Origin of the sequence: Sphingomonas sp., assembly GCF_017304615.1 — a bacterium.
In the GTDB taxonomy this organism is placed as follows: domain Bacteria; phylum Pseudomonadota; class Alphaproteobacteria; order Sphingomonadales; family Sphingomonadaceae; genus Sphingomonas.
This window is the reverse complement of the sequence record NZ_JAFKLZ010000001.1, coordinates 1,045,996-1,058,869: the sequence shown is the minus strand read 5'-3', so window position 1 is coordinate 1,058,869 and position 12,874 is coordinate 1,045,996. Positions and strand designations below refer to the sequence as shown.

At 64.0% G+C, this 12,874-nt stretch carries 12 protein-coding genes; 9 read left to right on the top strand and 3 right to left on the bottom strand.

Features of this window, described 5'->3' with window-relative positions; genetic code table 11:
* Nucleotides 1–2 precede the first annotated feature (2 nt).
* Nucleotides 3–491 carry a glutathione peroxidase gene (locus J0J06_RS05330; RefSeq protein ID WP_294040291.1) on the top strand — a complete coding sequence of 163 codons (489 nt, stop codon included), beginning with the start codon at nucleotides 3–5 and terminating at the stop codon, nucleotides 489–491.
* On the opposite strand, the gene J0J06_RS05325 is transcribed toward J0J06_RS05330, so the two are convergent.
* A complete protein-coding gene (locus J0J06_RS05325) occupies nucleotides 492–965 on the bottom strand; it encodes a hypothetical protein (protein WP_294040290.1) in 474 nt (157 codons plus the stop codon). It abuts the gene before it with no gap.
* A 56-nt stretch (nucleotides 966–1,021) separates the two neighbouring features.
* Between J0J06_RS05325 and J0J06_RS05320 the strand changes: the two genes are divergently transcribed.
* The 3 genes from J0J06_RS05320 to J0J06_RS05310 are packed head-to-tail and all read left to right on the top strand — an operon-like array spanning nucleotide 1,022 to nucleotide 7,504.
* Nucleotides 1,022–2,362 (top strand): hypothetical protein, encoded by a 1,341-nt coding sequence (locus tag J0J06_RS05320; RefSeq protein WP_294040289.1) that lies wholly within the window; start codon nucleotides 1,022–1,024, stop codon nucleotides 2,360–2,362.
* 9 nt (nucleotides 2,363–2,371) lie between these two features.
* Nucleotides 2,372–5,863 (top strand): DNA polymerase III subunit alpha, encoded by a 3,492-nt coding sequence (dnaE, locus tag J0J06_RS05315; protein ID WP_294040288.1) that lies wholly within the window; start codon nucleotides 2,372–2,374, stop codon nucleotides 5,861–5,863.
* Nucleotides 5,864–5,905: 42 nt separating this feature from the next.
* Nucleotides 5,906–7,504, top strand: a complete 1,599-nt coding sequence (locus J0J06_RS05310) for a long-chain fatty acid--CoA ligase (RefSeq protein WP_294040287.1) — start codon at nucleotides 5,906–5,908, stop codon at nucleotides 7,502–7,504.
* Between the two features lie 47 nt (nucleotides 7,505–7,551).
* Here the strand turns inward: J0J06_RS05310 and J0J06_RS05305 are convergent, their stop codons facing one another.
* A complete protein-coding gene (locus J0J06_RS05305) occupies nucleotides 7,552–7,707 on the bottom strand; it encodes a hypothetical protein (protein WP_294040286.1) in 156 nt (51 codons plus the stop codon).
* Nucleotides 7,708–7,885: 178 nt separating this feature from the next.
* Here J0J06_RS05305 and rutB point away from each other — a divergent pair, with 178 nt between their 5' ends.
* From rutB to J0J06_RS05280, 5 genes are read left to right on the top strand one after another with little or no spacing between them, the layout of a single operon-like run.
* A complete protein-coding gene (gene rutB, locus J0J06_RS05300) occupies nucleotides 7,886–8,617 on the top strand; it encodes a pyrimidine utilization protein B (protein ID WP_294040842.1) in 732 nt (243 codons plus the stop codon).
* A 4-nt stretch (nucleotides 8,618–8,621) separates the two neighbouring features.
* Nucleotides 8,622–9,005 carry a pyrimidine utilization protein C gene (gene rutC / locus J0J06_RS05295; RefSeq protein WP_294040285.1) on the top strand — a complete coding sequence of 128 codons (384 nt, stop codon included), beginning with the start codon at nucleotides 8,622–8,624 and terminating at the stop codon, nucleotides 9,003–9,005.
* Complete coding sequence (gene rutD / locus J0J06_RS05290) at nucleotides 9,005–9,808, top strand: pyrimidine utilization protein D (RefSeq protein ID WP_294040284.1); 804 nt, start codon at nucleotides 9,005–9,007, stop codon at nucleotides 9,806–9,808. Before rutC ends, rutD begins: the two co-directional genes overlap by 1 nt.
* Nucleotides 9,809–9,812: 4 nt before the next feature.
* Nucleotides 9,813–10,877 (top strand): pyrimidine utilization protein A, encoded by a 1,065-nt coding sequence (gene rutA / locus J0J06_RS05285; protein ID WP_294040283.1) that lies wholly within the window; start codon nucleotides 9,813–9,815, stop codon nucleotides 10,875–10,877.
* A 47-nt stretch (nucleotides 10,878–10,924) separates the two neighbouring features.
* Complete coding sequence (locus J0J06_RS05280; RefSeq protein ID WP_366931193.1) at nucleotides 10,925–11,776, top strand: alpha/beta hydrolase; 852 nt, start codon at nucleotides 10,925–10,927, stop codon at nucleotides 11,774–11,776.
* Here the strand turns inward: J0J06_RS05280 and J0J06_RS05275 are convergent.
* Nucleotides 11,773–12,846: a PA0069 family radical SAM protein gene (locus J0J06_RS05275; protein ID WP_294040281.1), complete on the bottom strand. Its 1,074-nt coding sequence runs from the start codon at nucleotides 12,844–12,846 to the stop codon at nucleotides 11,773–11,775. The two genes, J0J06_RS05280 and J0J06_RS05275, sit on opposite strands and share 4 nt — an antisense overlap.
* Nucleotides 12,847–12,874: the final 28 nt, after the last annotated feature.

Genomic DNA, 12,874 nt, shown 5'->3' with positions numbered 1-12,874 from the left:
CAATGACCGCGATCACCGATTTCCACGTCAAGGGCGCGAATGGCGGCGACGTCGACCTAAGCGAGTTCGCCGACAAGGTGCTGCTGGTGGTGAACGTCGCGTCGAAATGCGGCTTTACCCCGCAATATGAGGGGCTGGAGGCGCTGCACCGCCAATATGCCGACCGGGGCTTCGAGGTGCTTGGTTTTCCGTGCAATCAGTTCGGTGCGCAGGAACCGGGCAACGCCGAGGAGATCGCGAATTTCTGTTCGCTGACCTACGACGTGACCTTTCCCGTCTTCGCGAAGATCGATGTCAACGGGTCGAACGCCGATCCGCTCTATAACGAGCTGAAGAAGCAGGCACCCGGGATGCTGGGGTTCGTCGGAATGGACGGCATCAAGTGGAACTTCACCAAGTTCCTGATCGGCCGCGACGGCAAGGTGGTTGAACGCTACGCACCGACGACCAAGCCCGAGGACATTGCGGCGGACATCGAAAAGCTGCTGTGATCAGCGACGGCGTCCGCGCCCGAACAATGCACCATACGTCGCGAGCGCGCTTGCCGCGATCCACAGCCACCCGCCGAGCAGGATCGGCCCTGCCTGCAACCACATGATGTGATCGGTCTGGTGGAGCGAGACCGCTTCCAGTCCCCACAATGCAAGGATCAAGATCGCCCCCAGCCGCGCTTCGCGCAGGCCTCCGGGGCCTCGTGCGAAGCGTCGAATGAGCCATGCCAGCGCAACCACCGCGACGATCAGCACGATCACCTGAAACGGTCTTCTGTTCGCTGCTGCCAGGCCGTGGGCGAACAGGAAGTTCTCCACGATCGTCCGCACGGCATATCGCCCCTGAACTTGCAGATCGACGACCATCAGGGCGAATGCGGCGGAGGGCACATACCAGCGCACACCCCGTCGCGACGCGCAGGCGAGTGCCGCGGTGGCACAGGCGATCGTCCCGGCGAGTTGCGTGGCGTTCATCACTGCTCCAAAGCTGGCGATAGGGGGATAGGGCGATCGACACGCACGGTATAGCCTTGGTCTACGCTGGCTTCGCGGCCGTCGCTGTCGCGCTGTTCGTGTTGAGGCCGGCGCGCGAGGCGGCGGCGTGGAGCTATTTCGGCGGCTGGCTGATCCTTCCGGTCGCCTCCTATCCGTCATTTATCCAGTCGATGGACAATACCCCGATCAGGATCATGGGGCTCGTGCTGCCGTCCAACATGATGGTCAGCAAGGCGGCGGCGGTGGCGCTTTTGACATGCCTCGCCAGCCTGATCGTGGATTTCCGGCGCTGGGCCACGCTCCGATTGCGGCCTCTGGATATTGCGATGGTTGCATGGTGCGCCTGGCCGCTCGTCCGGGCGATGGCGACGGGCGATCCGGCGGCGGGGCTTTCGCCCGCTGCCTATTTGATCGCCGCTTGGGGCGGCAGTTGGCTGCTCGGCAAACTCTATTTCGTCGGCAAGCATGGCGCTGCGGCGCTGTTGAGCGCGATTGCCTGGAGCGGCGTCGCCCTTCTCCCGGTCGCTCTCCTCGAACTGGTCACGGGCCCGATCGTTTACACGTCGCTCTACGGTCGCCACCCGTTCAGCATGGACGGAATCGTCCGCTACATCGGCTACCGCCCGCTCGCGATGTTCGAAGACGGCAATCAATATGGCGTCTGGATGGCGATGGCGGCGGTGGCGGCGCTCTCACTGGCGCGACAAGAATATCGATGGCGAGCCGCCGCGATCGTCCTGATTGTCGCGTCGCTCGTCAGCCAGTCGGTAGGGGCCATCATCCTGTTGGCAATAGGCGTGATCGCACTGAGCGGTCGCGTTCGCATCCCCGCACGCTGGTGGAAGACGGGCGCGGTTGCCGCCGGGGCGGGCGCAGCGCTCTACCTATCGGGCCTCGTCCCGTTCGAACGGATCGCGAGGCATACTTCGGTGGGTGCGCATATCCTGGCGATTGTTCGCGGCACCGGCCGCGGATCGGTGCTTTGGCGCGTGTCGCAGGACCAGAAAGTCATGCCGCTGATCCACCAGCATTTGCTGATCGGCTGGGGACGTTGGGATTGGTGGACGCCGGTCGGGTTCCGGCCTTGGGGCGTGCCGATGCTGGTGGTCGGGCAGTTCGGGTTGATCGGGCTGGCGCTGGTCGTGGCGGTGATGCTGATTGCGCCGGTCCTGGCGCTTGTCCGAGGCGGTGTCCTGGGGATGGTTGGCGCGGTCGCGATCGTTGCGCTCCTGTCCGCCTTGGACGCCGCGATGAACGGCTTCATCTTCTGGCCCGCGATCATCGCCGCCGGCGCGCTCGCAAGCCATCGCGCGGAACCGACGAACGCTGTGGATAACCGCTCCCGCCCGCTTTCAATGCCGCGCCGCAGTGCCTAACGTGGGGCCATGCCCCATTCCGGCTTCGTCCCCTTACGAATTTTCTCCTGCTACACGATGCTCGACGGGGCGATCGAGCCGAAGGCGATCGCCAAGGCGGCGCGTGCGCTGGGGTTTCCCGCCGCCGCGCTGACCGATCGAAACGGGCTGTTCGCGGCGATGCAGTTTTCCGACGCGGCGATCGATTCGGGCGTGCAGCCGATCATCGGCGCGATGCTGGGGGTCGCGCGACCCGATATGCCGGATGGGGCGGCGGTCGCAATCGACTGGCTCGCGCTCTATGCACAGGACGAGACCGGTTATCTAAACCTGTGCAAGCTTGTCAGCGAGGCCCATCTCGGCCGGCCGCTCGATCAGGCGCCGCACGTCGATACGGACATGCTGGCGGCGCACGCCGCGGGACTGATCGCGCTCACCGCGGGCGGCGAGGGCGCGCTCGCCCGGTTGTTCGCGGAGGACCAGCCTGATCGCGCGCTGGCCTATGCCGATCGCTTGCAGGCGATTTTCGGTGACCGACTCTATATCGAAATCAGTCGCCGGCTCGATCCCGTCGAGGGCAAGGCCGAAGCCGAGTTGCTCGACTTGGCCTACGCCCGCAACCTGCCGATCGTCGCGACCAATCCCTGTTGCTTCGCCGACCAGGAATTCGGCGAGGCCCACGACGCGATGCTGTGTATCGCCTCGTCCAGTTACATCGCCAGTGAGGATCGTCCGCGCAGTTCGCCGGATGCCTGGCTGAAACCGGCCAAGGAAATGCGGACGCTGTTCGCCGACTTGCCCGAGGCCATCGCCAACACCCTCGTCATCGCGCAGCGTTGCGGCGTGGCGGCGCCCAAGCGCAAGCCCATCCTGCCCAGCCTCGCGGGCGACCGCGACGGCGAGGCGGAGGCGCTGCGCGTCGCGGCGCGGGAAGGGCTCCAGCGCCGCATCGATCGCATCGAGGAACTCGAAATGCGCGACGCGGGCTGGGAAAAGGAATATCGCGACCGGCTCGAATTCGAACTCGATGTCATCATCAGCATGGGATTCCCGGGCTATTTCCTGATCGTCGCGGATTTCATCCAATGGGCGAAATCGAACGACATTCCGGTCGGGCCGGGCCGTGGATCGGGCGCGGGCAGCGTCGTCGCGTGGTCGCTGACGATCACCGATCTCGACCCGATCAAGCTGGGCCTGCTGTTCGAACGTTTCCTCAATCCCGAACGCGTGTCGATGCCCGACTTCGACATCGACTTCTGCGAAACGCGGCGAGGCGAAGTGATCCGCTACGTCCAGGAGAAATACGGGCGCGGGCAAGTCGCGCAGATCATCACGTTCGGGACGATGAAGGCGCGCGCGGTGCTCAAGGACACCGGCCGTGTGCTCCAAATGAGTTATGGCCAAGTCGATCGGCTGGCGAAGCTGGTTCCCAACCATCCGACCGATCCCTGGACACTAGATCGCGCGCTCAACGGCGTCGCCGAACTCGCGAGCGAATATCGCGGCGACAAGGATGTGCGGCACTTGCTCGACCTGGCGATGAAGCTGGAAGGGTTGCCGCGCCACAGCTCGACCCATGCCGCCGGTGTGGTGATCGGCGACCGGCCGCTGGCCGAATTGGTCCCCCTCTATCGCGATCCGCGATCCGACATGCCGGTCACGCAGTTCGACATGAAATATGTCGAAGGCGCGGGTCTGGTGAAGTTCGACTTTCTCGGCCTCAAGACGCTATCGGTGCTGAAGAAGGCGGTCGAGCTGCTCGCCAAGCGTGGCATCACGCTCGATCTCGACGCGCTGACCTGGGACGACGAGGGCGTCTATAAGTTGCTCCAGAAGGGCGACACGGTCGGCGTGTTCCAGTTGGAATCCGAAGGGATGCGCCGCACGCTGAGCGCCGTCCGTCCGTCCAATTTCGGCGACATCATCGCGCTCGTCTCGCTCTATCGCCCAGGCCCGATGGACAACATCCCGAGCTTCGGCCGCCGCAAGAACGGGCAGGAGCCGATCACTTACCCGCATCCCCTGCTCGAGGGAATCCTCGCCGAGACCTACGGAATCTTCGTCTATCAGGAACAGGTGATGCAGGCCGCGCAGATCCTGGCGGGCTATTCGCTCGGTGGCGCCGACTTGCTGCGGCGCGCGATGGGCAAGAAGATCAAGGCCGAAATGGACGCGCAGCGCGATCTGTTCGTGTCGGGCTGCAAGGAACACAACCAAATCGACGCGGCCAAGGCGAACGAGCTGTTCGACTTGATCGACAAGTTCGCCGGCTACGGTTTCAACAAGAGCCACGCCGCCGCTTATGCGTTGCTCGCGTACCAGACCGCCTGGCTGAAGGCGCATCACCCCGAGGAATTCTTCGCCGCGTCGATGTGCTACGATCTGCACTTGACCGACAAGCTGGCGGTGTTCGTGGATGACATGCGTCGATTGGGCGTCGAGATCCTTCCGCCGGATGTGAACGCCAGCCTGGCAGAGTTCGACGTGCAGCCGACCGAGGGAGGCCTGGGCGTCCGCTATGCCCTCGCCGCGCTCAAGTCGGTGGGCGAGGGGGCGATGGAGAAACTGGTCGAGGAGCGAGACGCCAACGGGGCGTTCGACAGCCTCGACGCGTTCGCCCACCGGGTCGATCCGCGGTTGCTCAACAAGCGCCAACTCGAAACGCTCGCCGCCGCCGGGGCGTTCGACGGCATCGACGTCAACCGCGCAGGAATATTCGCCTGTGCGGAGACGATCCTCGCCACCGCCGCGCGCGTCCATGATCAGAAGACGAGCGGGCAAGGCGGCCTGTTCGGCGAGAGCGAAGCATCGGGCACGCATATCAAGCTGCCGCTGTCCGCGCGCTGGAGCCTGGCCGAGCGGATGGAGCAGGAAAAGGAAGCGTTCGGCTTCTATTTCTCGGCGCATCCCGTGGACCGTTTCAAGCAACTCGCCAATATGCACGGCGCGCGGCGGTTCGCCGATCTGGGCGATATTCAGATACCCGAAAGCGGGCGCGCGGGATCGGTGATGGCCGCGATGGTCGAGGAAGCGCGCTGGCGCACATCGGCCAAGGGGCGGCGCTACATGATGGCGACGATGTCCGATCCCTCGGGACAGTTCATCGCAACCTGCTTCGACGATGTCGTGGCGGGCGATCTGGAGGAAGCCGCGCGCAACGGCGGCTGTGGCTTGCTGACCGTCGAGCTCGATCGCCGCGCGGGTGAGGAAGCCCCGCGCGTCACGATCAAGCGCATCCAGCCGTTCGAAACCTTGGCGAATACGACACGGATGCTGCTCGACATCACCGTGGATGACGCATCAGCCATTCCGGCAATCGGCGCATTGCTGTCCGAAGCACGGGACGCGCGGGGCGAAGCGCGTGTCATTGCTGCATTGCCCGACGGGGGCACCGCCACGGTTCTGATCGGCCGGGACTTCCTGCTCGACGCGGAATTGGCGGATCGAATCGAGCAATTGCCTGGGGTCACGTCCGCCCGGATTTCAATCGCCCCGCCGCAACGCCTTGCGCTGGTGGGCTAGGCGCGGAATAGTGCGCTCCAACGAGAGAAGTTGGAGAGTATCATGAGCCTAGGCGCGATGCAGGATTTCGAGTTGCGCGTGATGCGGCTGCTCGATCATGCCGCGCGCGAGCACGGGACGCGCGAGCTGGTCAGCCACTGGGCGGACGGGCGCGAGACGCGGACCGATTGGGCGGGCATCCACCGCGACGCGCGCAAGCTGGCGCAATGGCTCGAAGCCAGGGGAATCAAGCCCGGCGATCGGGTCGCGACCTTCGCCATGAACCACCATCATCACCTGACCGCCTGGTACGGCACGATCGGGATGGGCGGGGTGATCCACACCATCAATCCGCGGCTGTTTGACGAGCAACTCGTTTACATCGCCAACCACGCCGAAGACCGCGTGCTGTTCTACGACAAGCAATTCCAGCCGATCATCGATCGGTTGAAGCCGCAATGGACGACGATCGAGCATTATGTCGCGTTCGACGACCTTGGAGCCGAGGGTTTTCAGGCGCTGCTCGACGCCGAGGACGGAGATTATACCTGGCACGAGGGGCCGGAGCGCGACCCGTGCATGATCTGCTACACCAGCGGGACGACCGGCAACCCGAAGGGCGTGCAGTACGAGCATCGATCGACCGTCATTCATGCCATGGCGGAGGTAGCGCCCTGGGTATTTAACCTCAGTCCGCGCGCCGTCGTGCTGCCGGTCGTGCCGTTGTTCCATGCCGCCGCCTGGGGGCTGCCGTTCGCGTGCGCGCTGTCGGGGGCGAAACTGGTCTATGCTGCGACCAACGATGCCACCGTTTTGTGCCGGCTGATGAACCAGGAAAGGGTGACGCATTCGGCCGGTGTGCCGACCGTATGGCTGGCGATGTTCCAGCACATGGATTCGACCGGCGAAGTCCCGGCCTATCTCGAGCAGGTTACGATCGGGGGATCGGCGGCCCCGCGCGCGATGATCGAGCGGATCATGGGGATGGGAGTAACCGTCAAGCATTTGTGGGGCATGACCGAGACCTCGCCGATCGGTACCGCGGGCACGCCCCCGCCGCACTGGGACGACATGACGCTCGACGAGCAGCTCGATCTCGTCAGCAAGCAGGGGCAGATTCCGTTCGGGATCGAACTGCGCGTGCTCGACGATGAAGACAATATCCAGCCGCGCGATGGGGTCAGCTCCGGCCGGTTGCAGGTGCGCGGCCCCTGGGTGGTGAAGCGTTATTTCAAGGCAGAGCAGGACGCGGTCGACAAGGATCAGTGGTTCGATACCGGCGACGTCGCAGTGCTCCATCCCGACGGCACGATGCAGATCACCGACCGCGCCAAGGACGTCATCAAGTCGGGCGGCGAATGGATCAGCTCGGTCGATCTGGAAAATGCCGCGGTAGGCTGTCCTGGCGTGCATGAGGCGGCGGCGATTGGCGTCTATCATCCGAAATGGGACGAGCGGCCCATCCTGCTGGTCGTTCGCAAGCCGGGTAGCACGGTGTCGCCTCAGGAAATTACCGGGCATCTGGCGGAGCATGTCGCCAAATGGTGGCTGCCCGACGAGATTCTGTTCGTTGATGGACTGCCGCACACCGCGACGGGCAAGATCCTGAAGACCGAACTGCGCACGCGTTACAAGGACTATAAGCTCGCCAGCGCGGCGTGACGGGGTGAAAGGGCGGGAGAGGCCCGCCCTTTCGGCCGGTGGAGGGATCAGGCTTCGCCGTCATCCTCTTCCGCTTCGTCTTCTTCCTCGTCGAGTTCGTCGCTCTCGGCCTCGCCATGGTCGTGCGTGCCGTCGGGCTGTCCGCTTTCGTCATGCTCGGCGTTTTCGATCTCGTCGTCAGGGGTCAGGATGGGGTCGGCCATGGCGTTTCTCCAGAATCGGTCGCCGCGGATCGGCAACCGTCGGAGGAAGGTGCGGGAGTCGTGTGATCGTTTTGCGATGATAGTGTGATGCTTTTGCTATGATGCGCCACGTCGTAAGTCGGAAACAGCCAGCCGCACGCGCTTGCCTTTTGCGCCGCACAACGGCAGCTTCGGCGAAATGGACATCGTGACGACCGGCACCGCCGGGGAGAATGGCGTGACACTGGCGGCGCGGCCCGAAGCGCTGCGGCTGGCACCGCACGAAACCGCGGTCGTCGTGATCGACATGCAGAACGCCTATGCGAGCGAGGGCGGCTATGTCGATCTGGCCGGGTTCGACATTTCGGGCGCAGCGGGGGTGATCGGCAAGATCGCGACGGTGCTCGACACTGCGCGCAAGGCGGGCGTGCAGGTGGTGTATCTGCAGAACGGCTGGGACGCCGACTACAAGGAAGCCGGCGGGCCGGGATCGCCCAACTGGCACAAGTCGAACGCGCTCAAGACCATGCGCGCGCGGCCTGAACTGGCGGGGCAACTCCTCGCGCGCGGCAGGTGGGACTACGCGCTGGTCGATGCGCTCAAGCCGCAGCCGGGCGACATTTCGCTCCACAAAACGCGCTATTCGGCGTTTTTCAACTCGCAGCTCGACAGCACGCTGCGGGCGCGGGGTATCCGCAACATCGTGTTCGTCGGGATCGCGACCAATGTCTGCGTCGAAAGCACGCTGCGCGATGGCTTTCACCTCGAATATTTCGGGGTGATGCTGGAGGACGCGACCCACCATCTCGGCCCGCCTGCGATGCAGGATGCGGCCGTTTACAACGTTGAGAAATTCTTCGGCTGGGTCAGCACGGTCGCGGATTTCTGCGGCAGTTTCGGCCAGCTTCCTCAACAGACAGACAAGGATTGACGTCATGGCGTTCGAGCCCATCAACCCGCCGCAATTCCCGACCCCGATCGCGCCCTATTCCGCGGGCGCAAAGGCGGGGAACATCGTCTACGTCTCGGGTGTGCTGGCGCTGGGCGAGGGCGGGGCGGTGCTCCATGTCGGTGATGCGGCGGCGCAGACGCGGCACGTGCTGGAGGTGATCAAGACCACGCTCGAAGCCGCCGGGGCGACGATGGCGGATGTCGCGATGAACCACATCTTCCTGAAAGACCTGGCCGACTATGCCGCGTTCAACCAGGTCTATGCCGAGTATTTTCCCGGCGCGAAGCCGGCCCGCTATTGCATCAAGTGCGAGCTGGTGAAGCCCGATTGCCTGGTCGAAATCGCCAGCGTGGCGCACATTGGCTGATGCCCGAAGCGGGCGGGATCTACTATGAGGTGCACGGCGCGGAGGGCGCGCCGCCGCTGATCCTGTCCGCAGGACTGGGTGGATCGGGTGACTATTGGACGCCGAACCTGCCGGAGCTGACCAAGCTGTTCCGCGTGATCCTTTACGATCATCGTGGCACCGGGCGCAGCGACCGTGCGCTTCCGACGACGCTCTCGATCGCGGATATGGCGGACGATGTTCTGCTCGTTCTCGACGCGCTGGATATTCCGCGCGCGCATCTGATAGGGCATGCGCTGGGTGGCATTATCGGCCTATCACTGGCGATGCGAGCGACCGACCGGCTCGACCGGATCGCGGTAATCAACGGCTGGGCAAGGCTGGACCCGTTCACGGCGCGCTGTTTCGATACCCGTCTGTCGCTGTTGCGCGATAGCGGTCCCGAAGCATTCATTCGCGCCCAGCCACTGTTCCTATATCCACCCGAATGGATCACGATCCACGAGGAAATGCTCGACAATGAAGCCGCGCATCAACTCGAGCAGTTTCCCGGGCGCGAAAATGTAGAAAAACGCGTCGCTGCTTTGCGTGCATGGGAACCTGGCGCACAACTGGCAGCGGTGACGAACCCGGTGCTGGTGCTGGCAACGGGTGACGACCACCTGGTCCCAACGCATGCGGCACGCGGTCTTTGCGACCTGCTGCCCAACCATACCAGGATGCTGCAGTTTTACGGCGGGCATGCATCCAACATCACCGAGCCCGAAGATTTTTACGATCACGTGCTGCCTTGGTTGGCGGACGATGACTCACTCAGGAGCTAAGCCCATGCAAGTCGGCGTTTTCGTGCCCATCAACAACAATGGCTGGCTGATTTCGGAGAACGCGCCGCAATACATGCCGTCGTTCGATCTCAACAAGCAGATCGCGCAGTCGGCGGAAAAGCATGGGCTCGATTTCCTGCTGTCGATGATCAAGTTGCGCGGGTTCGGCGGCAAGACCGAGTTCTGGGAATACGGCCTGGAAAGCTTCACGCTGATGGCGGGGCTCGCGGCGGTGACGAGCAAGATCAAGATCTACGCGACCTGCCCGACGCTGGTCATCCCGCCCGCCTTTGCCGCGCGGATGTGCAACACGATCGATTCGATCAGCCACGGGCGGTTCGGGCTCAACCTGATCACCGGCTGGCAACGCCCCGAATACAGCCAGATGGGACTGTGGCCCGGCGACGAGCATTTCCGCAACCGCTACAAGATGCTCGACGAATATGCCCACATCCTGCGAGAATTGTGGGAGACCGGGCGGAGCGACTTCAAGGGCGATTATTACCAGATGGACGATTGCCTCGTCCGGCCGCAGCCCGAAGGCGACATGAAGATCATCTGCGCCGGCTCGTCCGACGAGGGGCTCGCCTTCTCGGCCAAGTGGGCGGATTACGCGTTTTGTCTCGGCAAGGGCGTCAATACCCCGACCGCGTTCGCGTTCAACAACGAGCGGCTGGCCGAAGCAACCGCGAAGACAGGCCGAGATGTGTCGGTCTTCGTCCTCGTCATGATCATCGCCGCCGACACCGACGAGGAAGCGATGGCGCGGTGGAAGCACATCAATGCCGGGGTCGATCTCGACGCGATCGCCTGGCTCAAGGATCAGGGCGCCGCCGACAAGGTCAACGCCACCACCAACGTCCGCCAGCTCGCCGCGCCGGAGGGTGCGGTCAACATCAACATGGGGACGCTGGTCGGCAGCTACGCCAGCATCGCGCGGATGCTCGATGAAATGGCCGAGGTGCCGAATACCGGCGGCGTGTTGCTGACCTTCGATGATTTCGTCCAAGGCGTCGAGGATTTCGGGACGAAGATCCAGCCGCTGATGAAGAGTCGGACAGCGCGCTAGGCAGGATTGTCTGCAATCCATATGTGTGTTATTCGTACAATACACATATGGGGAAAGCCATGATAAAAGCGGTGTTTGTCGGAATGAGTGCCCTGCTGGCGCTCGCCTCCGCTCAACCAGCATTCGCCGCAGGATGCGCGAACGCCGCGGTTACAATTGGCCAATCCAAGATCCATGCCGACCTCGAGGGAACGGGAACCCTCACGGTCGTCTTTGAATCGGGCAACGGGGAGGGGGCGGACGCGTGGGCCGGTGTCGTGGCGCGAGCGCGAGCAATGGGCGTCAGGACGTTGGTCTATGATCGCGCCGGCCTGGGATCGAGTTCCCCGCGACGTGGCCGATATTCGATCGATCGGGATGTCGATGATCTGCGCGCGCTGCTGACGGCTTGCCGAGTAAGGGGTCCGATCGTGATCGCGGCACATTCTTACGGCGGCTTCATCGCGTTGCGCACGGCGGCACGTGACAGGCGGGTGCGGGGCCTGGTTTTGGTTGACGCGAATGTGCCGGGCTTTTTCGATCGCGCGGAGACCGACGCGATCTTGGCCGAATATCGCCCTCAATATGACGCCGTGCGCCGCCAGGCGCCGGCCCTGGCTGCTACGTTGATTCCGGTCATTGAAGCATATCCGACCAGCGCGACCACCCTGCGCGCGACGCGGTTGCCGCGTGGCCTGCCAATCATCGACATCGTCGCCGAAAAAAGCTGGCTTTCGACCGACGAGGCGCTTGCTCGCTGGCGCGCCGCGCACGCGCAATTCGTCGCGGAGGACAGAGCGCGATCTTCTGTGTTCGCCGCCGGGAGCGGCCATCACGTCATGCGCGACAAGCCCGAACTCGTCATCGATGCGATAGATCACATGGTGCGCAAAGTGATAGCTCTGCGATCGGGGCGTTAGTCGAACAACTCCCCCTGCGCTCCGCTCGGTGGCCGAAACAAGTCCGTCCGCACGCTGAGCCGCTCCCGGTTCAGCCCGTGCTTGCGGATCGCGATCTGGAAGCGCGTGCGGATCAAATCCGCCCACGGTCCTTGCCCCTTCATCCGCGTGAAGAAATCGGGGTCGTTGTCGCGGCCGCCGCGCAGGGATTGGATGATCGCCATGACCTTGCCCGCGCGGTCGGGGAAATGTTCGTCGAGCCAAGCGCGGAACAGGGGCGCGACTTCGTGGGGCAGGCGGACGGGAAGGAAATTGATGCCCTTCGCGCCGCTTTCGGCCGCGCGCTCGACGATATGCTCGATCTCATGGTCGGTGATGGCGGGAATGACGGGCGCGATCGACACGAACACGGGCACGCCGGCATCGGCCAGCCGCCTCACCGCGGTCAGCCGGCGTTCGGGGTGCGGCGCGCGGGGCTCGACGGTGCGGGCGATCTTAGGGTCGAGCGACGTCACCGACACCGCGACCGCCGCCAGCCCCTTTGCCGCCATGGGCCCGAGCAGATCGATGTCGCGCACGACACGGTCGGACTTGGTGGTGATGGTCAGCGGATGGCTGGTTTCGGCCAGTACCTTGATGCACTCGCGCGTGATCCGCCAATGCGCCTCGATCGGCTGATACGGATCGGTGTTGGTCCCGAACGCGATCGGGCGGCAGACATAGCCGCGTTTGCTCAGTTCCTCCCGCAGCAGCACCGGCGCGTTGGGCTTGGCGAACAGCTTGCTCTCGAAATCGAGCCCCGGCGACAGGTCGTGATAGGCATGGGTCGGCCGCGCGAAGCAATAGATGCAGCCATGCTCGCACCCGCGATACGGATTGATCGAGCGGTCGAAGCCGATGTCCGGCGACTGGTTGCGCGTGATGATCGTGCGCGGCGTTTCGACCGTTACCGTCGTTTTCAGCTTGGGCGGCGCTCCGTCGACCTCCTCCAGCGCGTCGAGCCAGTCGCCATCGGCCAGCCGCTCGGGCAGGTTGAAGCGACTGCTTTCGCGGTTGACCGTGGCGCCGCGGACGGAACGGGCTTTTGCCATTGCCATGGTGTAGGGATCGGAGTAGAAC